The sequence below is a fragment of the Rhodococcus sp. BH5 genome (assembly GCF_027583855.1).
Classification (GTDB): domain Bacteria; phylum Actinomycetota; class Actinomycetes; order Mycobacteriales; family Mycobacteriaceae; genus Rhodococcus_F; species Rhodococcus_F qingshengii.
Map to the genome: position 1 here is coordinate 202429 of NZ_JAJHVW010000007.1, position 21864 is coordinate 224292.

Here is a 21864-nt window from a genome sequence, read left to right on the forward strand (position 1 = left end):
CGAAAGGCCGGCGATATCAAGCTTTACGCGCGGCGGCATGGGCCCCGGCGACACGGCCGAATGCGAAGGCGTCGGCAATGTGGAATCCGCCGTCCTTGGCCGCGCTGTAGGTGGAACTGACCGCGCCCGCGGCGTAGAGGCCAGGAATTGGATTGCGGGCAGTATCGAGTACGCGGGAATGACCGTCGCGGCGCGGCCCACCGCTACTCCATCCCAGCAGTGGCGACCCGGAGACGGCGTAGAACGGAGCGGTAGCCACCGGGGCCAAAGTTTCGGGATTGCGGCCGAACGAATGGTCGATGCCGTCCGCGCACGCCTCGTTGTAGCGTCGCACGCTCGTTTCCACGACTGTTGGGTCCAGTCCGAGTTTCTCGGCGAGTTCGGCGAGCGTGTCCGCCTTTAGGATCCATCCCTTGTCGATCTCGGCTTGATTGTCCGAGCTCCACTCGTACCCTTCGTCGAGAACCCTGTGGCCGACGGGCAGTGCGTCGCGGCCGGGGCTCAGCTGTCCGGCCAACCTCATCGTCTCGTCGAAGACGACGTTCATCGGTTGCACCGGAAAGTGTTGGTAAGAACCCTCTCTGAACACATGACCATGCCGCATTTCGGCTGACTCGTCGGTGAAGCGTCTACCTTCCCGGCTGAGGAACACATAGTTGTGCGCGTTCCACAGTGCGAGGAAGAATCCAGTCGGATTTTCGAGGTCGCCGGGAATTCCCGTAATGGTCATCATGTTGTTCATGTGCCACAGATCGGCGCCCACGGCCTGTGCCATGCGGTGACCGTCGCCGGTTGCCGATGGTGAGCCCCAGATCTTCGGATTCTCCAGACGCAAGTAGTCGCGCACCATCGTCGGATTTGCTTCGAATCCTCCGGTGGCAAGGATGACGCCCCGGCGTGCCTGGATCTGCGAAGTCTTTTCACCCGAACGGATCTCGACTCCGGTCACCGCTCCGGATTCATCCGTCAGCAGTCCGGTGGCTTCGGTGTCGAATAGTGTTGTGACGCCGCGTTCAGCGAGAGCGGAGACGAGGAACCGGTAGAGAAGTTCATTGCCCATCTTCCCTTCGACGGTGTCCATCCCTGCGTAACAAGAACTTCCGTCAAGTTCGGCGAACTCTGCCGCGGAATGGAAATCGCCGGTCATCGCTACAGTTGCACCCAGACTGCGGATCCAGTCGGACAGTCCGTGAGTGTTCTCGGCCCAGGCATCGATGACGTCCTCGGCAACGGGGAACTCCCCGTTCAACGAACGCAGGAAGGTTCGGGCGGCAGCGGGGTCCTGGTTGACGAACCATCCACTGCCGGACAGTCGAGTGTTGCCGCCCGCGGAATCAGGTCCGCTCTTTTCCAGAATCACGACCGATGCGCCGTCGGCGTGCGCTTGGAGCGCTGCGGCCGATCCGGCAGCGCCCGATCCGATGACGAGTACGTCGACAATGTTATCCATGTCACAGAAGGTATTGCGGAATGGTGGTGCGGCGAACCCACCTTCCCGATGAGCGAGAAAGCCAGTGGTCGGCGCCGCAGAGACGTCGCCCCGCAGGCACGTCGGGGGCCAGGCGAGGTAGCGGTTCAGTGCGTCGGGGGTGGCGCCAAAAGTGCGATATCGCGCTGTGACGTTTTCGAGACCCTAGCGTTATAGATGTGGTTGTGTCGGCGAAACCTGCCGGTGGCAGAGTTCGTCTGGAACGCAGTGACCGACACGGTTGGTTATCCGACGCACAGTGATTCATCGCTGATTCGGGCGGTGGGGCACGCCGAGTCCAGACAAGAGGCTTTCATGACTACGATCAACGAACGTTCTTCAGCTGCAAATGTTCTCGATCTCTTTGACAGCGCCGGCCGAGAAGGGCATCGGTACAGTATCGACGTGGAAAGCTACACCCCTTCGTATGCGGTACTGAGACTTGCCGGAGAATTGGACATGGGTCAGCGGGTGGAATTGGTGCACGCGCTCGACCGACTTCTCCTGGTCGGAACCGATATTCACGTCGATCTCTCCGGCGTGACCTTCATGTCGTCCGGAGTGGCGAATGCCGTTGTCGATGCTGCGGGGCGTGGCAACAACCGCATTCGCTTGTTTGCCCCGACGCGAGCGGTCTCCATGATCTTTCAGGCTCTCGGCGCCTCCGAACTCATTGCGGGCGTTGCCACGTCGACCGCCGATGCTCTCGGTGCTTGAGCCGGAAACAACTCCCACGAACGATGTGAAGTGAGCAGTGCTCGATACGCGTTGACTTGGTATCTGGTCTGATCTGCGTGTCGATGTGCACTTTGCGGCGCGGGATCAGGTTGTCGTCACCGGGTTGCGCCGAGATTTGCGGTAGTCTCGTTCGGTGTCGAGCAGCCGGCGCTGCCATCGACGCGTCCGGCCGCATGAACGCTTGGTGGTCCCGACTCGTAGTGAAGAGCCACACCATGGCGTATGACACCAGCAACGGTTCGACATCGTCGAATTCTCCGATCACCCAGTTCTCCGATGTGATTGGTCTGGAAGTAAGCATGCAGTTCGCACCGATACGCCGCCTCGACGACCACGCACTTGCAGGCGCCGAGTTGCAATTGCGTGGGCCTGACAATTCCTCTCTGTGTTCGGCGCATGCCCTCCGTCGCGCCTCGCAATTGATGCAGCAACGCTCGGAATTCGACAGTCACAAACTGGCCATGTCCCGTACTGCACTCGCATGCACCGTCGCGGATCGCCTGCCGTTGCTGGTGGCAGTCGACTCGGCTTCCCGAGCAGCTCTGAACGCTCCTGGTATCGAAGGAGTGACGAGAAATCTGCAACGGATCGTCATCACGGTTGACAGCGCATCGGTGCTTACCGATCCCCACAACTCTCTGGCAGTGATCAGAGAAGCCCGCGCGGGCGGGCGTCTGATTGCACTCGACGGCGTCGGCATCGACAGGCACTCGGCGACACTTCTGTCTTTGGTCGAACCCGACATCATTATCACTTCCGCTGAATTACTCTCCAAGGCGGCATATTTCGAAGTTGGAACGACGGTGCACGCGCTCGGCGCCTACGTCGAGCGATCGAACGCGATTATCCTTGCCGAGGGTGTCGACTCGGAATCGTCCCGTCTTGCCGCAATCACCATCGGAGCCACATACGGAACGGGTGAGTTGTATCCCGCAGTCGACGATCCGAGTTCACTGTTGTCCGAACCGGTCGTCGCGATGCCCGACAGTCCGGTGTGGAGTGATCCCATCCCCGACGTGGGCACTCCCTACTCGATCGTGTCTGCTCACAGCCGGATCCGGCGCGGTACCAAGCGTCTGTTGATCCAACTGAGTAAGTCTCTCGAAGCGCAAGCCGCCACATCGGGTTCCTCGATGCTTGTTCTGGGCACCTTTCAACAAGCCGAGCATTTCACCGCATCCACAACAGCACGGTGGCGTCACCTCGCCGATACCGTAGGGTTTGCCGGTGTCTACGGTGTCGGACTGTCCGTGATGCTCGACGGTAAAGTTCAACACGCACCGCTCGACCCGGGTGATGATCTCGTCAACGAGTGGACGGTCGTCACTCTGGGACCACACCATGCGGCGATGCTGTCGGCGCGAGATCTTCATGACAACGGTCCAGATCTCGAGCGGACCTTCGACTTCGTGCAAACCTACGATCGCACCACCGTCACCCAGGCAGCGCACTCTATTCTTCGTCGTTACCCCAAGACGAATTCGTGAACCCCGTACCGATGTTCTCGACGTTCGCCGCGAGCGCTGCCCGACCGGCGATCGTGGCTAAGGAGTGGCCGGGCGCCGCGCAGCACGTCTCTTTGCTGCAGAGTTGAGTAGATACCTTTCGGCGACCGTGTAGTCCGTGACGGTTGCGCCATCCGGCGCTGTGGTGTGGGTGAGCAGTTCGAGATAGCGGCGACGGAAGACATGGGCGTCGGATTCTGCGAGTAGGAACTCCGCCGCTGCGACGACCTCTGGTTTCGGAGCAGCGCGTGCATGCCGGTTTCGGGCAGGCCGAGTGCTCATGTTTTCCTCTGGATTTCGAAAGCGTCTGTGCCGGTAGTCATGTGCGAGTTGATCCTGACGTCTGTTCGGTCGCTACCGGTCATGAGAAGTCGTGAGTGGTTTCAGATCGATCGGCTGTCCGTCGGAGGGGAACGGCAAGGACATGTAGTTGAGAGGGGCGGTGTAGCCGGGCGCGACCTGCCAATCGAAGCGTGTGAGCAGGTGGTGCATGATCGCTTTGATTTCGACGCCGGCGAAGTGCATGCCGAGGCATTTGTGCACGCCTCCACCGAACGGTTCCCAGGCATACCGGTGCACCTTGTCTTCACGTCGGTGGTCCGCGAAACGTTCGGGATCGAAATGTTCGGGGTCGGGCCAGTACTGCGGCATGTGGTGAGTGAAATGTGGCACCACTGACACGTAGGTCCCAGCGGGTACGAAGTGGTCCTGTATCTGGGTGTCACACACCGCTCGGCGAGCCATGACCGGCACGGGAGCGACGAGTCGGAGGCATTCTTTCATCACCAGGTCCAAGCCGGCGAGTTGGTCGAGTTCGGCATAGCTCGGCGTCGACGTACTCAGTGCGAGTGATTCCGCCCGACATCTGTTCTGCCACTGCGGATTCTGGCCGAGATATTGCATCATTGTCGAGATGGTGATGGTGGAGGTGTCATGTGCGGCCATCAGCAGGAAGATCATGTGATCGATCACCTCGCCGTCGCTGAAGCGCTGTCCGGTGTCTGATTCGATGTGACAGAGAACGGAAAACAGGTCGTCGGTTTCGCGTGAACGGCGCGCAGGTAGGTAGCGGCGGAAGAAGTTTTCGAGGGTTCGGCGCCCGTCGAGGCCGCGCTTCCATCTGGTGCCGGGAACTCGATAACGGATCACCGAGGTTGCAGCTTGCACGCAATCGACGAAAGCTTTTTTCACAGAGTCGATTTCGCTTTCAGTGGTCCCTTCCGCGCCGCCCATGAAGATGTCGGTCGCCAGGTTGAGTGTGAGAGCTTTGAGGGCGGTGTAGGCGCGGAACCCATCGGACGGAGTCCAGGCGTCGAGCGCGGAGGCGATCGCGGGATTCAGCACGTCCACGGTCTTTTCGAGACGCGATCTCGTGAAGGCTTGTTGCATGATGCGTCGTTGTCGTAGGTGCTCTTCGGAGTCGAGAAGCATCAGACCCCCGTGAAAGAAGGGGCCGATGAGCACTGACCAACCGTCGCTGTTGACAAAAGCGCGGTCTTTGTTCTGGAGAACTTCTTGGCATGCGTCGGGTCCGAGGGCTGCGACCCACCGTCTACCGGCCATCGAGAACCACGAGACCTCGCCGTAACGATCCCAGCGTTTTTGCATCAGAGCGAGAGGGTCGCGGATGTATTCGAAAGTTTGCCCTATTCCGGGTAGTCCCGAATTGCCTGAGATGGGACGCAACTGCGACCGGATGGGTGGAGCGGCCAGGATTTTCGACATCACGTACCTGCCTTCCGTTTGCATCTGACAGTGGCGCCTGTCAGATGGGGGTAGTCTGCGTCACAGTCGCGTCGTCTGTCAAGATCGACTCATGGCTTCTCCCACGCCCCGTCGATATGCCGGTCTGAGTGGTGAGCAGCGGGCCGCGCTTCGGCGTGAAAGCTTGCTCGCAGCAGGACTGGACGTGTTTGCGGCCGCGGGCAGGCAGGGTGCCACCATGACCGCCATCTGTGCGCATGCCAAGCTGACAGAGCGATATTTCTACGAGAGTTTCACCAGCAGGGACGAACTCCTCCAGCAGGTTTTCGACGGAATCGTCGACGAGGTGCGCGTGGCCGGAATGGCTGCACTCCGAACGACCGAGGGGACACGGGAGGAGCGCGTGCGGAGCGCCATTGCTTCGTTCGTCAACATCCTGACGGACGATCCTCGAAAAGGGCGTGTCGCGATGGTCGAGTCGGTGGCTTACGAGCCGCTGCGCACTCACCGGCGGGGAGCGCTGCGTGGGTTCGCGCAGATGGTGGCCGACGAGGCTGCGCTCTTGTACGGCGATCGAGCTTGGCCTCCCCATCAGGGTGAGATCAACGGATTACTGTTCGTGGGCGGCCTGGCCGAATTGGTGACGGCCTGGCTCAACGGCGAAATCGACATCACGCCCGCTGAGATCGTGGATGCCGCAACCTTCCAATTCACATCCACAGCGCACCGATGAAACGCGGGGCCGGCGATGCGGACTGCCAACTCCAGTGGGCGGCATGTGTCGTGATTCGAGGCAGTTTCGGGTCTGAATTGTCGATGACACTGTCCGCGCGGGTCCAGGGCTCTGCAGCCGCGAAGTACAGACGTTGGCCGCCGACATAACGGTTCATCGACGGGTGTTCCGGATCCGCGTTCGTTCCGTCGCGAAGGTTCATTCGCTCGGCGGTGATCTCGAAGGGCACGTCGAGAAAGATCGAATAGTCCCATCGGGAAGCAAATTCGTCCCGATGCAGAAAGAGTCCCTCGACGAGGACTACGGCTCCGTCGGCTGCATGCAAGTACGCGTCGCTGTCCCGTCGTGGTCGGTACTCGCGGTTACCTCCCGGTCTCAGAGGGGCGAGAACATGACGCTCGAGGGCGTCGTAGTCGTAGCTGTCGAGCCAGAAGCCTTCCGGTGACAGCCGACCTCTGCGATGGCGAATCTCCGGCGGATTGAGGAAGTCGTCGACGTGAATCACAATGGCGGGGCGTTCATTCAGCTGTGCTGCAAGACTTTTCGTGAATGTCGTCTTGCCGCTCCCGTCGACGCCGTCGATCGCGACGACGGGAGAGCCGCGCAGCGCGTTTATTTCGGCGGCCAAGGTCTCGAAGACCGTCTTGGTGCTCATCGAGCAGTTCTTCCCGCGCTCGTAGCGACGCGAAGAGGCCCGGTGTCGTACAGGATTCGGTGGCCGTCTTCGAGGACGCGTCGAGTGCCCGCGTCGAGCGGAAGGTCGGCCCAGCTCTCGCTCGCGAAATTCAGTTCGACGAGAAGACCGGACCGTAGGCGGAAGCGTCGTTCTCGGACTGGCCCCCAGTTGGCGGCTCTGATGAATCGCGCGTCGGGGCGGAGCCGGTCGAACCAGTCTTCATTTGCGAGTGCGTTCGCGTCGTCGGCCAGGATCATCAGATCAAGATCACTCGCCATACGCTCCGCGCCGCGCGCGTAGGATCCGACCAGCGCTACAGCTTTGACGTCATCGTGCTCAGCGGCCCATCGTTCGACGTCGACGAGCAGCGCGTTCACCGCACGTCTTCGCCCCTTCAATCGTGCTGACATACCGGCATCATTCCCCATCGCCACCCTTCTCCGTAGCTTCGCCGGGGCCTCTATCCTGGAACTGTCAGTGACAAACCAGGCGGAGGGATGCGTATGTCCAAAATGAGAGAACTCAGCCGATGAAAGCAATCATCGTGTGTACCTCTGTCTCCCATGGCAATACGAAGCTGATCGCCGACGTCATCGGAGAAGTTCTCGATGCTCGCGTGGTCGAGCCCGGTGACATCGACGCCGCGCAGCTCGCCGACTACGACCTCGTGGGGTTCGGCTCCGGCATCTACCTACGCTCGTACCACGCAGATTTACGCTCGTTCGTCGAGGCACTCCCCGAAGAACGGCGATCCAAGGCTTTTGTCTTCGCCACCAGTGGTTTTCCTGACAAGGGGATTCATCGCTTCTCGCGTCCACTGGTTCAGTTGCTCGAACAGAAGGGCTTCGATGTGGTCGCAGCCTTCTCGTCCCGTGCGTGGGATACCTATCTCCCGTTCAAGCCGTTCGGCGGTATCCGGAAGGGGCGGCCGAACGCCGACGACCTGGAATCGGCGCGCATGTTCGCCGAAATGCTACGCGGAAGCGTTCAGGACAGCTTGCCCGGCACCGGGTAGCTGCGCAGGCTCATCTCCAGCTCACCGGCGTCGGCAAGGTCGTTGATCGTCTGGCGCAGAGCGCCACACGTCCGTTGAGCGTTGGCACGGCTGTTCGCGCGACCCAACTCCGGGCACACTTCCTGCGACTCTTCGAGCCATTGGACGCTGGTGTGCGCTTCGCTGTACTTCTCGACGAGGACACGGTTTCCGCAGTTGCGGCAACTGACCTGACGCATCAGCGTGCAATCAGATCGGCCGGTGACCAGAAGGCGCGCATGCTCGTGATCTTGGCGTCCTCGTCGAAAGTCATGACGTCGATCGGTTCGACCTCGTACACCTGATCGCCCACCGGTGTGACGACGCGGAAGTGGAAGGCCGCGCTGGATCCGCTCACCCGCAAGGTAAGCAGTTCCGTCTCTTGCGAACCGCCCTCGAGAGCGCCGTAGAACTCGGTGATCGCGGCCTTGCCGACGCGGGGTTCGCTGCCGACCGGGTCTTCGAGCGTCGCGTTCTCGGCGTAGAGGGCGGCGATGTCCGCTGACGATCCGCGAGCCACGGCGTCGAGGTAGGTGGTAACCGTCGCCGTGATCGCGGCCGTGGTGTCTGGTTCGAGAGTGGTCATCGAGTTAGTCCGATCAGTCGAGAAGTTCAGGGTCTGACAACTACTTCGGACGCTATCGGTGCGGGCTCGATTCGGCGCCGGCATCTCCCACGCAGCGGGACAGCCTGAGCACTCAGGCGTCGAAGCGTCCGAACCCGCCGCGGTAGAACAGAAGCGGACCGTCGTGGCGCAGCACGTTCAGATCGGTGATGCGTGCGACGACGATGGTGTGATCACCGGCGTCGTGCTCCTGCTCGACCGTTGCTTCGATGCGGGCGAGCGCGCCGCTCAGCGCCGGAGCACCGTTGCCGGCGGCATCCCACTCGACGCCGAGGAACTTGTCCGTCCCGCCGCGAGCGAACGCCGAACACATGTCCTGCTGATCGTGGGCGAGAACATTGATGCAGAGAGTTCCCGTTTCGCGAAGCTTCGGCCAACTTGTCGACGTCTTCGCCGGGCAGAACGAGAGCAACGGGGGATCAAGCGATACCGAGACCAGGGACTGGCAAGTGAAACCGAGGGGTGAATTTCCGTCGTGAGCGGTGATGACGGTGACGCCGGTGCAGAAATTGCTCATCACGTTGCGAAGTGTGCGTCCGTCCAGAACTGGCGGCTCGGCGTTTTCCACGGTCATGTCGTCTCCTTGTTCAAATCTTTTGTTCAAAACTCTGCAAACAGCTTCAGAAGCAACGATGTGTGGCGCCGCGGCCGTAATCCAGCGGCAGTCCCACTCAATGGCAGCAATGGCTTCTCGGCACGGGTCAGGACCGACCGATTGGCAGGTGGTGGGGTTTCGAGCAAATTTGATCCCGCTCAGCGGTCCGTTCGGATTCTACGAAACCAGCAAATGACCAGTGATTGTTAGACTTCGGGCATGTCCGAACCTGATGACGTGTCCCGAGGACTTCCCGCTACCAGCTGGGCAGTGCTCGGGATGCTGACGTTCGGGGAGGAGCTGACCGGAAACGATTTGAAGAAGTGGGCTGACTGGAGTGTCGGCTTCTTCTATTGGAGCCCGTCCATCAGCCAGGTGTACGCAGAACTGAAGAAGCTCGAAAGCATCGGGTTCGTGGAGTCCCGGGTCGTCTCCGAACCAGGGGTGCGAGGCAAGCGCCTTTACTCCATTACTCGGTCAGGAACCGACGCCGTCCGGACGTGGTCACGGGAGGCACCGGTGGAAGTTCCGGTGCTCAAGCACGGCGTGATGTTGCGTCTGTGGATGGGACACCTCAACGAGCCCGAGCGACTGAAGGCGCTGGTGGAAGCCCACATCGCCAATGTCGAAGAGCAGATTCGACGCGCGAAACTCCACGCAGATCATGCCGAGAACGAGCCGGCCTGGTCGTTCCCGGTCATGACGTTGCGATGGTCGGAACGGTACTTCCGAGCCGAGATCGAACTTGCTCGCGAACTGCTCGACGACATCGATCGTGCGACCGCCGAGTTCGCGAACGTCGCCGAGCACGACCGACTGGGATCACCGTTGCCCTCGACGCCTGGCAAATGGAAGAACGTCGAGGAGTACGTGTTGGCGCTCGAGCAAGCCGGGCTCACCGGCAACGGTTCGAGTATCTGAGTCAGGCCCCGGCTGCGGTCGGCATGTTGCGCAGCAGATGACGACGTTGCAAAGTCGGAGTGACGCTCAGCGATCCGCCGTCGATGCCTCGCCAAATGGCAGCGGCCGCCATACGGACCGGCGCTGCGCTGACGTGGTCGAGGCGGAGGGCCTTCGACGGCGCGCAGATGGATACCGCGGCGACGGCGCGGCCGATGGGGCCGATCGGTGCCGCAAGACAGCTGAATCCCGGTAGGCCGTTTCCGGATTCGAAGGCAACCCCGGACTCGCGGATTCTGGCGAGGTGGGGCAGTGCGTAGCCCGAGGACTTCGGCGAACCGAACGCGAGCAGTGCCTGACCGATCGCAGTGGTCTCGGCGCGGCGTCGACCACCGACACGCGTCGGCACTGCGGCGGCGAGGCGTCCGCCGATCTTCTCCATGTAGACCACATCGGGCCCGTCGAGGATGCCGAGGTGAACCACAAATCCGGTGACTCGGTAGAGCTCATGGAGAAGGGGCATGGCTGCAGCGTGGAGGCGGTCCTGATGAACCGCGAGCGATCCCAGTTCGACGAGGCGCATACCGAGTTCGTAGTCACGGCCGTCGCGACGCAGCCAACGCATCGAGACAAGACGTTCGAGCATGCGGTGGGCAGACGAGCGGGGAAGGCCCGTGCTCCGAACGACTTGAGCGAGCGTCAACCTGCCGGGACCGTCGAAGGCGTCGAGAACCAGCGAGACGCGATCGAGAATTGCTGTCGGGGCCGAATCGGCGCCTAAAGCATCCACAGCCTGCAGTGTCATCGTGTACCTCACTTCTCTTAGAGCTCCACAACCAGTGAACTGGCTATTTCAATTAGAAATAGTGTCATAGAGTTACGGATTTGTGAAGTGGATCACCGGTCTGTTTTCGGGCGCGTCGCGGTGGAAACGACGAGGGGGTTTGCGCGAATGCTCGCGCAAACCCCCTCGTCGTTTAACTACTGGCAGGTATTACATCGCCACCGGCAGGTATTGATCGCCACCGGCGGTACTACATAGCTGCCAGTGGTTCGCTTCCGGACCAGTCGTGGCCCCAGTAGCTGTCAGCGGTGATCTCCTCGGAGGAGTACGAGTCCTGATCCACCCTCGCGCCCTCGGTGCCGAACTCGATGTCCCAGCCGCCGGGTGCGCGGACGTAGAAGGAGATCATCTTGTCGTTGGTGTGACGACCCAGGGTCGACGACACGGAGAATCCGTCCTTCATCACGCGGTCGAGTGCCTGGCCGACGGCGTCGAGGGTGTCCACCTCGACCATGATGTGAATCAGGCCGGGTGCGCCGCCGTGCGGTGCCGGGCACAGGGCCAAGCTGTGGTGACGCTCGTTGACGCCCATGAAACGGATTCGCAGCGGCCCGAATTCAGGCGGGGCCGGCAGGCGGAAGGCGCCGCGCGGGTAGAAGCCGAGCACCTCGGTGTAGAAGTCGAAGCTCGCAGCACTGTCCATGACGGGGAGTACGACGTGGCCGAGACCCTGTGAGCCGGTGACGAATCGAGCGCCGAAGGGCGTCACCACGGGGCTGTGGTCGAGGATCGCTCCGTGGAAGACCTCGATGGCTGCTCCGCCGGGATCGGTGAAGGCGATGACCTCTTCGACCCGTCGAGCATCTGCTTCGGCGAGCGAAAGCTGCTCGACCTCGGTGCCGTTCTTTTCGAGTGCTTCTTGAACGCGGCGCAGTGCGGCGTGGTCGGCGACCTCCCAACCGATGTTGACGATCTCGTCGCGCTCACCCTCGACGACGACGATGCGAGCAGCACGCTCGTCGAGTCGTAGGTAGAGCGCGTTCTCGTCCGGCCCACTGCCCTTGGCGAAGCCGAGAACGTCGAAAGCGAAAGTGCGCCAACGTGCCATGTCGTTGGTCGAGATCTTGACGTAGCCAAGTCCCTTGATGTCGGTGCGTGTCATCGTGTCTTTTTCCTGTCGATTTCTTGTGTCGAAGTCTGATCAGATCATCGCCCGCAGCGGACCCTGCGGGTCTGCGCCGAGACGGCTCAGTGATGCGGCGTGGAAAACGGTGCTCGGCACGTGAATTGCGTGATGCTGTCCAGCATGAGCATCGCGCCAGAATCGCTGAAGCGGCTTGTCCATCCGCAATGCGTTGCCACCGCAGCGTGGGTAGACCTGATCGATTGCGTTGACGGCGCGCCAGGCGGCCTGTACCTGAGTCTGACGTCCCTCCGCGCGCTGCTCGAAGGTCACTTCCTTGCCAGCGTCCACTCGATCCCACATGCGGTCGACGTTGGCAAGCAGGGTGTCGCGCGCAGCCCGGATGTCGGCGGTTGCCTGACCGATGGCGAACAAGGTGTACGGGTCGTCCTTGATCGCCGTGCCCTGCGCGTTGATGCGATCGGCTTGGTACTCGTTGGCGTGGAAGAGCATTCCCTCGCAGATGCCGATCGTGGCGGCGGTGATTCCGAGGGGGAAAATGTTCGACCACGGCATGAGGTACAGCGTCTCGGTGCGCCCGTACTTGCGCACTGCCGTGCCGTCGATGACCTCGTCGCAGTCCATGACACGGTAATCGGGGACATACGCATCCTTGACTACGAGATCCTTGGAGCCGGTGCCGCGAAGTCCCATGACATCCCACGAGTCTTCGATGATCTCGTAGTCGGTGCGCGGAATGATCACATGGAGCATGCGCGGCGGCATCTCCATGTTGCCGTCCTTGTCGCACGCCATCGCGCCGAGGAATGCCCAGTCGCAATGGTCGGTACCGGAGGAGAACTGCCAGCGACCGGAGAACTTGTAGCCGCCGTCGGTGGGGATGCACATTCCGCCGGGCATGTACGGCGATGCCATCCAGGTGTCGGGATCGGATCCCCAGATCTCCTGCTGCACCTTGGGATCCGCGAACGCGAGTTGCCACGGGTGAACTCCGACGATCCCGTGGACCCAGCCGGCCGACGGGTTCAGTGAAGCCATGCGCATGACGGTTTCGGCGAATTCGCGCGGATGCGCCTCCATGCCGCCATGCTCCTTGGGCTGCAGCATGCGGATGGAACCGATTGCCTTCATCTTCTTGGCGGTGTCGTCGGCCACCCGGCCGATCCGCTCGGCCTCGATGCCTTCGGCGAAGATGTCGTCGGCCATCGCGTTGATCTGTTCGAGCACTTCGTACGTCATGTTGTTCCTTGCATCCAGTCTGGTTGTCTCAGCAGTGTTTTCGACTGCGGATCAGGAGGTTGTCTCGAGTGCCTGGGCGTCGCGTGCGGCAACGTTTTCGGCGACTTCCCGCTTCCAGCTCTCCACTGCGCGGGTGGTGTCGATCTCGAATTCGAAGCGCTTCGTCATGTCTTCCGTGACATTCTCGACGTCGGTGTAGAACTGGTTGTACCAGCGACGCAACTGGTAAACCGGGCCGTCCTCCTCGGAGAGCAGTGGGTTGTCGATCGGAGCTTTGTTCTTCCAGATCTCCACGTCCTGAAGGAATCCCATCTCGACGCCCTCGGTGAACTGCGCGGCCATCGCGGCAGTGGACTCGTCGTCCATACCGGGTAGCTTCTTGACCATCGCGCCGTACTGCAGGACGAACGCATTGTTCGAGATCGGGTAGTGGCAGTTGATCAGGACGGTCTCGATGATCTGCCCGTTGGCTTCGCTCTTGATCCAGTCGATCATGTACGACGGTCCGAAATATGAAGCATCCGAACGGAGCACAGCGTTGGGATCGCCGTAGTTGGTGCCGCTGATGACGTCCTCACGTCCCACCGATTCCATGTACTGGCTCGCGACATGACCTTCGAAGATGTTCTTGAAGTACTTGGGGAACGAGTAGTGAACGTAGAAGAAGTGGGCCATGTCCACGACGTTGTCGACGATCTCGCGGCAATGAGAGCCTTCGATGGTGAGCGTGTTCCAGCTCCAGTCGCTCCACTCATCGCTTCCGAAGCCCTCGATGTCGGGGATCGTGACCTCGGCGGGCGGGGGATTTCCCTGGGGATCGTGCCAGACGAACAGCTGACCGTTCTTCTCGAGAGTGATCCATGCCCGCGTCTTGGCCAGCGGCGGAACGCGTCGTGCGTAGGGGATCGCCGTACATTTTCCGTTACCGCCCCAACGCCAGTCGTGGAACGGGCAGGCGATCGAATCGCCCTTGACGGTTCCGTGAGCAAGGTTGCCACCCATGTGGCGGCAGTATGCGTCGAGAATCTTGATGTCGCCCTTGCTGTCGGCGAAGACGACAAGGCTGGTGCCGAATGCCTCGATCTGGTGGGGCTGACCGTCGCGATAGGTATTGCTCAGTCCGAGGCAGTGCCATCCACGTGCGAACCGTGCGGGAGGCGCTGCCGCTTCGATTTCTCGAATTTCCTCGCCGGCGCCCGTCTGCGTCGGGGTGTCCGTAGTGGTGAGTGGGCCGGTTCCGAGTGCCATGTCTTCCTCCGAGCCGCGTCTTGCGACGCTCCAGTGATGTGATCCGTCTCATACAACGACGAAGCGTCCGCTGGAGATACGGCAGTTCCCGCTGGATGGAACGCCTACTCGGTGACCTGCAGAGATTCAGCTCGCGAGTGTCGCCACATCGTCGATCGCGTAAGTCGCCCAGGCCCGGGCAGTGACGACCCCAGCGGGATCGGTAGCGACCAGAGCTACGTCGGCCACGCTCTCGTGGTCCTTCTCGTACGTCGCGAGCACTGTCACGGAGCAGTGCAGATCTGCTCCCGTGGAAGTCGCGGTGGAACGTCCGCGGAAGCGTCGTAGTGACGCCGAGCCGTAACGACGAGCAGCGAAATCAGCAAGGGCGGCAACGGAATCGGTTCCGGTGCCCGCTGTCGGGACTTCCCGGACGAAGACCTCGGCCACCAGATGTCCGGTCTGGTCGTGGTATTCGGTGATCCGCTCGAGTGTCGAACTCAACGCCCTCACGGATCCGGTGAGCAGTGCGCCGGGATCGGGGCGTCCGAAGAACACGACGTCCTGCTCGACGACGGCCCCGTCGGGTGCCGAGCGCACGGTGCCGTACAACGAGTCGAAATCGGAGAGGAGCGTGGTGGCAGTACGCGGAGCAGTTGCCGTGAAGTGGGCGGTACCGAGGTTGGTAGTCATGACACTCTCCGTTGGACGCGACCGAGACGCTGTCGTCTCGGTGGGTACATCGACGCTAACCACCGCTCTCGCGGGTGACGACGGGCTTCCCGCTGATCGGGAGCATTCTCGGATTCGATCGAAGAGGTGGAACCTGTTCCAGTTTTGTGCAATTCTGGATATCGTATCCGTGACCGGGAGCACATCTCGATGACTGCACGCGCCGAGCAGAAGGAAGACCAGATGACAGACGAGTTCGCTGACCTGCACCGACCGGTATACGGTCCGGACCTGCTCATCACCGCTCTGGAACGCAATCACGACAAGCCCGCGCTGTACCTCGGCGACGTGATCCTCACCGGCGGTCAGATGCGCGATCAGATCAGCTGCTTCGCCCAGGCGCTCGCGTCTTTGGGAATCACTCAGGGCACCAGCACCGCGATGCTGTCGAAGAATCGCCCCGAGGTTCTGATCAGTATGGGCGCGACCATGATCACCGGCTGCCGGGCGAGCGCCTTGAACCCGATGGGATCGCTCGACGACCACAAGTACATCGTCGACGACGCCGAGATCGAGACGCTGATCTTCGATCCCAATGCCTTCGAAGAGCGTGCCGCCGAGTTGAAGGCGTCGTCACCCTCGTTGACCAACGTGCTCTCGATGGGGCCGTCCGAGGTGGGAATCGACATCCTCGCGCTGGCTGCCACGTTCGAGCCCGCGCCGCTGAAGGCAGCGCACGTCGACGCCGAAGACGCCAGCAGCATGGTTTACACCGGTGGAACGACCGGCAAGCCCAAAGGTGTTGTCGGATCCTTCCGTTCGGGTGCTGCGCTCAATCAGATCCAGATGTCGGAGTGGCAGTGGCCCGAGGACAACCGCTTCCTCATCTGCACGCCACTCTCACACGCAGGTGCAGCGTTCTTCATCCCGACCTTGCTGCGCGGCGGTGCGTTGATCGTCCTGCCTGCCTTCGAGCCAGGTGCTGTGCTCGAAGCGATCGAGAAGCACAAGATCACGGCAACCATGTTGGTGCCCACCATGATCTACATGCTCATGGACCACCCCGATCTGCCCAAGCGGGACATCTCGAGTTTGCAGACGCTGTTTTACGGAGCGTCCGCGATGTCTCCCGCCAGACTGCAGGAGGGCATCAAGAAGTTCGGTCAGATCTTCTTCCAGTTCTACGGTCAGACCGAGTGCGGCATGACTATCTCGGTGCTGCGCAAGGAAGAACACCTCGCCGACGATCCGGCCCGCCTCGCCACGTGTGGGCGTCCGGTGCCGTGGCTCGACGTCCGGTTGCTCGACGACGACCTCAACGAGGTGCCGCAGGGAGAACTCGGTGAGATCTGCGTCCGTGGCCCGCTGATCATGAAGGGCTACTGGAAGAAGCCGGCCGAAACCGCCGAGGCGTTCCGGGGTGGTTGGCTGCACACCGGCGACATCGCGCGCAAGGACAAGGACGGGTTCATGTCCATCGTCGATCGCAAGAAGGACATGATCGTGACCGGTGGTTTCAACGTGTTCCCCCGCGAAATCGAAGACGTGATCTCGGCGCATCCGTCCGTCGCGTCGGTGGCGGTAGTCGGTGTGCCGGACGACAAGTGGGGCGAAGCCGTCAAGGCCTGTGTCGTACTTCGTGCCGGACTGACCGTCGACACCGAGGAACTGGTCGACAAGGTGAAGGCAGCCAAGGGTTCGGTTCACGCTCCCAAGAGCATCGACTTCGTGGAATCACTCCCGCTGACACCGCTGGGCAAGCTGGACAAGAAGGCGCTGCGCGCGCGGTACTGGGAGACCAGCGCCCGCGCGGTCTAGGAACCAGCGTCGTGTAGCGAAGGGTCAGCGTTTCCAGACGTAACGACGTTCCGGGCGGCCCACCACTCCGTATTTCAGCGAAGTGGTGGACCGCCCGGTTTCGTAGAGGTATTCGAGGTAGCGCCTCGCGCTCGCGCGTGAGATGCCGACCCTCTCGGAAATGTCTGTGGCCGAGGCGGGTTCGGTTTCGTCTCGTAGTGCTGCCTCGACCAGCTGAAGGGTCTCAGGACTGAGTCCTTTCGGTAGACCCTTGAGGGACGACGCCGTTGTCGCGCCACCTGCCACGCCGAAAGCCTCGTCCACCGCCTCCTGTTCTGCTTCGCCGGAGCTGTCGAGATTCGCATATGTCGATCGGTAACGCTCGAGACGCTCACGGAGAACCTCGAACGTGAAGGGCTTCATCAGGTAATGCACGACGCCGCTGCGCAGCGCTTTCTTGACCGAGCCGGCCTCGCGCTCACTAGTGATGACAAGAACATCCAGCTCCGGTGCCAGCTCGCGAAACGGGGCGATCAGATCGAGTCCGGTGGTGCCGGGCAGGTGGACGTCGAGAAGCACCAGGTCGGGTTGCAACTCACCGACTGCGGCCAGCGCGGTCTCGGCCGAATGGGCAACGCCGCACACTTCGAAACCGTCTATCCGTGAGACGAATCCGCTGTGCACCTTCGCCACCATGAAGTCGTCGTCGACCACCAGTACCCGGATCATGCGCCCTCTCCGTCGTGTAGGACTGCGCTGAAGACAGTCCACTCGATGTCCTCTGCCGAACGAGTGCTCACGGTGACGTCGCCGCCCCGCCGACGACACGTCAGGCGCACCAGCGCCAAACCGAAACCGTGTCCGTCACTCGATTGTCCCTTGGTGCTCCAACCCTGGCCGAACACTCTGTCGCGATTCTCCGGCGCGATACCGGGGCCGGCGTCCTCGACCCGCACTTCGACCGCGGTGCCGCGGCCCCGAATCGACAACCGAACCTTGCGGCGCGCGGCTTCCGGCATCTCACCGACGGCGTCGACGGCATTGTCGACGAGGTTTCCGACCACTGTCACGAGATCTCGTCCGAGTCTGCGGTCCACCGGTTCCAGATGCGTGTCCGCCGCCAGCTCGACCGTGACCAACCCCTGTGCAGCAGCACCTATCTTGGCGATCACGAGTGCGGCGGTGCCGACGTCGGCGATCTTCTCGGTCACGGTCGCGCTGACCTGCGCGCGCTCCATGGTCAGACCCTCGACGTAGCCGACCACCTCGTCGTATTCGCCGAGCTGGATGAGGCCGGAGATGGTGTGCAGTTGATTGTCGAACTCGTGGATGTGGGCGCGTAGTGCGTCGGTGCTGGTTTTGGTCACGTCGAGTTCTTCTTCCACGGAGCGCAATTCGGTGCGGTCGCGGAAAGTGGTGACCGACCCGATGGTGCGGCCTTTCGATTCGATCAAGACGGTGTTGAGGACGAGCAGGCGATCGCCGACAAGAACCAACTGATCGGATTCGGTTGTGCCGGAGGTCAGTACACTCTGGAGGCGGTCGTCGAGACCGAGGTCCCGCACCGATCTACCGGCGCTGCCGCGTGGGATGTCGAGGAGTTGGTGGGCACTGTCGCTCATCAGCACCACCTTTCCCTGCGCGTCGAATGCGATGACGCCTTCCTTGAGACCGCGCAGCATTGCTTCACGTTGGCGAACCAGGTCCAGGATCTCGCCGGCTTCCATGCCGAGAGTCTGCCGTTTTACCCTGCGGGCCAACAGGATCGACCCGACGCCGCCGAGAAGGGATGCCACCGCGAGGTATACCAGGAGATTCGGTGCAGACTGCAGCAGCCGTGTCCAGATCGAGGGGTACTCGATGCCGACGATCGCGGTTCCGGTAATCGCTCCTTCGCTGCCGAGAATCGGAACGTGCGCCTCCACGGCCTTGCCGGAGGGCGTGTCGACCAAACCCGTCCACGACCGATCCTCCGTCTGACGTGCGTCGATGCCGACATCACCGGGACGCGTCGAAATGACGACACTGCCGTCGGCGTCGGCAAGCGAGACGTAGGTGACGCCCGAGATGGCGCGTACCGAGTCGACCGAACCTTGTAGTCCGGAGCGGAGACGGGTCTGCGCCTGGGGGAGTAGCTCGCGTACTGCCGGATTGGCTGCGAGCGATTCCGCTGCCGAGAGTGCGCGACGTCCCTCCTCGCGTTGGAAACTCGCGGACGACTGCGCGAGGGAGAGGGCGGTGACGCACACGAGAACTGCAACGACGATCAGAAGTTGCAGTTCGAGAAGTTGTGTCGCCAGAGTGTGCCGGCGGCGAAACAGCCGGGCAAACAGAGACGACTTGCTCTCTCGCTCCGCCTGCTCGTTTCCTGAGGACACCAGCCAGACCCTAGCCTTCAGTTCGATGCCGGGAAAGCGGCCGTTCGTGAGCACAATGAGCACAAATCAATTTGCTTTCCCAATGGTGACCCCAGTCACAAAGTGCGTCAGTATGAAACCTGTTCACACATCGGTACCGGCAGACAAGGACGAAGCCATGAGCACATCGAAGCGGCTGAGCAGGCATATCGCCCTGCTCGGTGCCTGCGCGATGACTCTCGTGCTCTTGACCGGATGCACTCCGGTCGAGTCCTTCGTCGCCGGTGGCCGAGCGGGTGAGAGTTCCGAAGAACTGCGCGTGCTGGTGCCCTCGGTGGCCGGTGGTGGTTACGACCTGACCGCCCGGACCATGGTGCAAGCACTGGCCGACGAAGGGACCGTCGACGCCGACGTCGTTGTGCTGCCCGGATCGGGCGGCATCGTCGGACTCAACCGGTTGGCTCTCGAAAGCGGGAATCCCGACCTACTCATGGTCATGGGGCTCGGAGTTCTCGGTTCGCTCGAGATACTGCCGTCCGAGCACACACTTGCCGACGTTACACCGATTGCGAGACTCGTCGAAGAACCGGAAGCGCTACTGGTTCCAGCAGATTCACCGTACAAAACTCTCGCCGATCTGACGCAGGCCTGGGTGGCGGATCCGTCGTCGATCTCGATCGGCGGTGGTTCGAGTGAAGGTGGACCGGACGGGTTGTTCCGCCTTCTGTTCGCACGGGCGGTCGGCGTCGATCCGTCGCGCTCCCCGTACCGCATCTACGACGGCGGCGGCGAACTGCTTCCCGCACTGCTCACGAGGCAGGTCGACGTAGCCGCCACCGGTATCGGTGAGTACCTCGATCAGATTGCGGCAGGCACGGTTCGGGTCCTTGCGGTCAGCTCGCCGGCCCGTACCCCGGCGGTGGATGCGCCCACGATGGCGGAGTCTGGCGTCGACGTCACGTTCACCAATTGGCGCGGCCTCATGGCGCCGCCGGGCCTGACGGACGATCAGCGTCAGCACTTGCAGAATTTGGTGCGGGATCTGGCGGCAAGTCCGCGCTGGAACGAGCTGTCTCGCCGAAACGGTTGGAACAGTGCAGTTCTCACCGAACCCGAGTTCTCCGCATTCCTCACCGATCAATCCCGGTTCGTCGACGCAACACTCGATCCGCCCGGCATCAACTGAGCACTACCGAAGTTTCGTTTCACCTCCACGAAGGTCACCGGCTCGATTTGCCGTGCCGTTTTTCTCGGCAATTCAGCACTAAAGGAGTTCATCATGCTCGTCACACTCGGCTTCCTCATGGTTGCGGTGTTCATGTTCCTGATTCTCACCAAACGCGCGACCCCGGTGGTGGGACTGACTCTGGTTCCGGTGGCCTTCGGACTACTTGCCGGGGCGGGCCTCGGAATCGGCGACATGATCACCGACGGCATCAAGTCGCTCGCACCCACCGCGGCGCTGTTGTTCTTCGCGATCATCTTCTTCGGAATCATGATCGACGTCGGCCTCTTCGATCCGCTGGTCAAGCTCATCTTGCGGATGGTGCGAGACGATCCGATGAGGCTCGTGGTCGGAACCGCAGTGCTCGCGATGGTGGTCTCGCTGGACGGAGACGGTTCGACGACCTTCATCATCGTGACCTCGGCGCTGCTTCCGCTCTACCTCAAACTCGGTGTCAGTCCCGTCGTTCTGACGGTGATCGCCGGCCTGTCCAACGCGACCATGAACATCATTCCGTGGGGCGGCCCGACCGTCCGGGCCGCGAGCGCGCTGGGACTCTCACCCTCCGACGTGTTCGTGCCGATGGTGCCGTCGTTGATCGTCGGCCTGATCATGGTGCTCGGATTCGCGATTCACCTCGGGATCATGGAGCGCCGCAGGATCGGGACTTTGGTCCTGACTTCTGAGCGCATCCTCGAAAAGGTCGGAAACGGTGGAAGTTCCAGCACCGGTAGCGCCGGCACCGGCGGCTCGAACGACTCCGAGGACGACGGCGGCGACACCGGACGATTCATCGACGGCCTCGACCCCAAGCGAGACACCTTGCGGCCGAAATTGCTCTGGTTCAACGCTGCGCTGACGACGATCCTTCTCGTCGTACTCGTGATGGACATCCTGCCCATCCCGGTGCTGTTCATGATCGCGTCGTCGATCGCCCTCGCGGTGAACTTCCCGGCGGTCAAGGATCAGGGTGAAGCAATCGCACGCCATTCGTCGAGCATCGTCTCGGTGGTCGCGATGGTGCTGGCAGCAGCGGTGCTGACCGGCGTTTTCCAGGGAACCGGCATGGTCGAGGCGATGGCAGAGTGGCTGCTGCAGGTCATCCCCGACGCGATGGGCCCGCACCTCGCCGTCATCACGGGCGTCCTGAGTATCCCGCTCACGTTCTTCATGACCAACGACGCGTTCTACTTCGGTGTGCTGCCGGTGCTGTCCGAGACTGCAGCGCAGTACGGCATCGAGCCGGTGGAGATGGCGCGCGCCTCGATCACCGGGCAGGCCGTGCACATGCAGAGCCCGCTGGTCCCGGCGATCCTGCTACTGGTCACACTCGCCGGTGTTTCTCTGGCGGATCACCACAAGAAGGTTCTGTGGCGAGCGGGCCTGATCTCGATCACGATGCTCGTGGTCGGCGTCGGATTGGGGCAGATCCCCTTCTGAGC

The 21864-nt window shown here is 61.9% G+C and carries 23 protein-coding genes; 8 read left to right on the forward strand and 15 right to left on the reverse strand.

The window, feature by feature from the left end; translation table 11 throughout:
* Nucleotides 1–16: 16 nt before the first annotated feature.
* Entirely contained in the window at nt 17–1450 is a 1434-nt protein-coding gene (locus RhoBH5_RS19385; RefSeq protein ID WP_054187130.1) for an FAD-dependent oxidoreductase, read from the reverse strand.
* Nucleotides 1451–1873: 423 nt separating this feature from the next.
* Here RhoBH5_RS19385 and RhoBH5_RS19390 point away from each other — a divergent pair, with 423 nt between their 5' ends.
* On the forward strand, nt 1874–2185 hold the full coding sequence (locus RhoBH5_RS19390; protein ID WP_228401988.1) for an STAS domain-containing protein: 312 nt from the start codon (nt 1874–1876) through the stop codon (nt 2183–2185).
* Nucleotides 2186–2421: 236 nt separating this feature from the next.
* Nucleotides 2422–3693, forward strand: a complete 1272-nt coding sequence (locus RhoBH5_RS19395; RefSeq protein WP_007726720.1) for a DICT sensory domain-containing protein — start codon at nt 2422–2424, stop codon at nt 3691–3693.
* Between the two features lie 57 nt (nt 3694–3750).
* Here RhoBH5_RS19395 and RhoBH5_RS19400 read toward each other — a convergent pair whose 3' ends face one another.
* Together RhoBH5_RS19400 and RhoBH5_RS19405 are read right to left on the reverse strand one after the other, a co-directional pair.
* Nucleotides 3751–3993, reverse strand: coding sequence for a hypothetical protein (locus tag RhoBH5_RS19400; RefSeq protein WP_042452212.1), 243 nt, complete (start codon nt 3991–3993; stop codon nt 3751–3753).
* Nucleotides 3994–4065: 72 nt separating this feature from the next.
* Nucleotides 4066–5436: a cytochrome P450 gene (locus RhoBH5_RS19405; protein WP_080726744.1), complete on the reverse strand. Its 1371-nt coding sequence runs from the start codon at nt 5434–5436 to the stop codon at nt 4066–4068.
* A gap of 91 nt (nt 5437–5527) precedes the next feature.
* On the opposite strand from RhoBH5_RS19405, the gene RhoBH5_RS19410 reads away from it, so the two are divergent.
* Nucleotides 5528–6148: a TetR/AcrR family transcriptional regulator gene (locus RhoBH5_RS19410; protein WP_042452208.1), complete on the forward strand. Its 621-nt coding sequence runs from the start codon at nt 5528–5530 to the stop codon at nt 6146–6148.
* On the opposite strand, the gene RhoBH5_RS19415 is transcribed toward RhoBH5_RS19410, so the two are convergent.
* Both RhoBH5_RS19415 and RhoBH5_RS19420 read right to left on the reverse strand, forming a co-directional pair.
* Nucleotides 6126–6803, reverse strand: coding sequence for an AAA family ATPase (locus RhoBH5_RS19415; protein WP_042452206.1), 678 nt, complete (start codon nt 6801–6803; stop codon nt 6126–6128). The genes RhoBH5_RS19410 and RhoBH5_RS19415 overlap by 23 nt on opposite strands.
* Nucleotides 6800–7234, reverse strand: coding sequence for a nucleotidyltransferase domain-containing protein (locus tag RhoBH5_RS19420; protein ID WP_037131485.1), 435 nt, complete (start codon nt 7232–7234; stop codon nt 6800–6802). The genes RhoBH5_RS19415 and RhoBH5_RS19420 overlap by 4 nt, the downstream gene beginning before the upstream one ends.
* Nucleotides 7235–7353: 119 nt before the next feature.
* Here RhoBH5_RS19420 and RhoBH5_RS19425 point away from each other — a divergent pair, with 119 nt between their 5' ends.
* Nucleotides 7354–7839, forward strand: a complete 486-nt coding sequence (locus RhoBH5_RS19425) for a flavodoxin family protein (protein WP_003944338.1) — start codon at nt 7354–7356, stop codon at nt 7837–7839.
* Here the strand turns inward: RhoBH5_RS19425 and RhoBH5_RS19430 are convergent.
* The 3 genes from RhoBH5_RS19430 to RhoBH5_RS19440 all read right to left on the reverse strand — a co-directional run bounded on the left by RhoBH5_RS19430 (nt 7812) and on the right by RhoBH5_RS19440 (nt 9056).
* Nucleotides 7812–8057 (reverse strand): hypothetical protein, encoded by a 246-nt coding sequence (locus RhoBH5_RS19430; protein ID WP_007726731.1) that lies wholly within the window; start codon nt 8055–8057, stop codon nt 7812–7814. The genes RhoBH5_RS19425 and RhoBH5_RS19430 overlap by 28 nt on opposite strands.
* A complete protein-coding gene (locus RhoBH5_RS19435) occupies nt 8057–8443 on the reverse strand; it encodes a nuclear transport factor 2 family protein (protein WP_003944423.1) in 387 nt (128 codons plus the stop codon). Before RhoBH5_RS19435 ends, RhoBH5_RS19430 begins: the two co-directional genes overlap by 1 nt.
* Nucleotides 8444–8555: 112 nt before the next feature.
* Nucleotides 8556–9056, reverse strand: coding sequence for a flavin reductase family protein (locus tag RhoBH5_RS19440; RefSeq protein WP_007726733.1), 501 nt, complete (start codon nt 9054–9056; stop codon nt 8556–8558).
* Between the two features lie 240 nt (nt 9057–9296).
* On the opposite strand from RhoBH5_RS19440, the gene RhoBH5_RS19445 reads away from it, so the two are divergent.
* On the forward strand, nt 9297–9998 hold the full coding sequence (locus RhoBH5_RS19445; protein ID WP_228401990.1) for a PadR family transcriptional regulator: 702 nt from the start codon (nt 9297–9299) through the stop codon (nt 9996–9998).
* Between the two features lies 1 nt (nt 9999).
* On the opposite strand, the gene RhoBH5_RS19450 is transcribed toward RhoBH5_RS19445, so the two are convergent.
* From RhoBH5_RS19450 to RhoBH5_RS19470, 5 genes are all read right to left on the reverse strand, one after another.
* Complete coding sequence (locus RhoBH5_RS19450) at nt 10000–10782, reverse strand: IclR family transcriptional regulator (protein ID WP_007726735.1); 783 nt, start codon at nt 10780–10782, stop codon at nt 10000–10002.
* A 229-nt stretch (nt 10783–11011) separates the two neighbouring features.
* Nucleotides 11012–11923 carry a biphenyl-2,3-diol 1,2-dioxygenase gene (gene bphC / locus RhoBH5_RS19455; RefSeq protein WP_007726736.1) on the reverse strand — a complete coding sequence of 304 codons (912 nt, stop codon included), beginning with the start codon at nt 11921–11923 and terminating at the stop codon, nt 11012–11014.
* Between the two features lie 39 nt (nt 11924–11962).
* The gene (locus RhoBH5_RS19460; RefSeq protein WP_003944352.1) at nt 11963–13144 is read right to left on the reverse strand and encodes an acyl-CoA dehydrogenase family protein; all 1182 of its coding nucleotides are present in this window, start codon (nt 13142–13144) and stop codon (nt 11963–11965) included.
* A 51-nt stretch (nt 13145–13195) separates the two neighbouring features.
* A complete protein-coding gene (locus tag RhoBH5_RS19465; RefSeq protein WP_003944428.1) occupies nt 13196–14392 on the reverse strand; it encodes a Rieske 2Fe-2S domain-containing protein in 1197 nt (398 codons plus the stop codon).
* 126 nt (nt 14393–14518) lie between these two features.
* Nucleotides 14519–15064, reverse strand: coding sequence for a hypothetical protein (locus RhoBH5_RS19470; protein ID WP_007726737.1), 546 nt, complete (start codon nt 15062–15064; stop codon nt 14519–14521).
* Between the two features lie 222 nt (nt 15065–15286).
* On the opposite strand from RhoBH5_RS19470, the gene RhoBH5_RS19475 reads away from it, so the two are divergent.
* On the forward strand, nt 15287–16861 hold the full coding sequence (locus RhoBH5_RS19475; RefSeq protein WP_270008720.1) for an AMP-binding protein: 1575 nt from the start codon (nt 15287–15289) through the stop codon (nt 16859–16861).
* 24 nt (nt 16862–16885) lie between these two features.
* Here RhoBH5_RS19475 and RhoBH5_RS19480 read toward each other — a convergent pair whose 3' ends face one another.
* Together RhoBH5_RS19480 and RhoBH5_RS19485 are read right to left on the reverse strand one after the other, a co-directional pair.
* Nucleotides 16886–17569: a response regulator gene (locus tag RhoBH5_RS19480; protein WP_003944308.1), complete on the reverse strand. Its 684-nt coding sequence runs from the start codon at nt 17567–17569 to the stop codon at nt 16886–16888.
* Nucleotides 17566–19218 (reverse strand): sensor histidine kinase, encoded by a 1653-nt coding sequence (locus RhoBH5_RS19485; RefSeq protein ID WP_230359592.1) that lies wholly within the window; start codon nt 19216–19218, stop codon nt 17566–17568. Before RhoBH5_RS19485 ends, RhoBH5_RS19480 begins: the two co-directional genes overlap by 4 nt.
* A 157-nt stretch (nt 19219–19375) precedes the next feature.
* On the opposite strand from RhoBH5_RS19485, the gene RhoBH5_RS19490 reads away from it, so the two are divergent.
* Both RhoBH5_RS19490 and RhoBH5_RS19495 read left to right on the forward strand, forming a co-directional pair.
* Nucleotides 19376–20383 carry a Bug family tripartite tricarboxylate transporter substrate binding protein gene (locus RhoBH5_RS19490; RefSeq protein WP_257233221.1) on the forward strand — a complete coding sequence of 336 codons (1008 nt, stop codon included), beginning with the start codon at nt 19376–19378 and terminating at the stop codon, nt 20381–20383.
* Between the two features lie 93 nt (nt 20384–20476).
* Entirely contained in the window at nt 20477–21862 is a 1386-nt protein-coding gene (locus RhoBH5_RS19495) for a CitMHS family transporter (protein WP_003944372.1), read from the forward strand.
* Nucleotides 21863–21864: the final 2 nt, after the last annotated feature.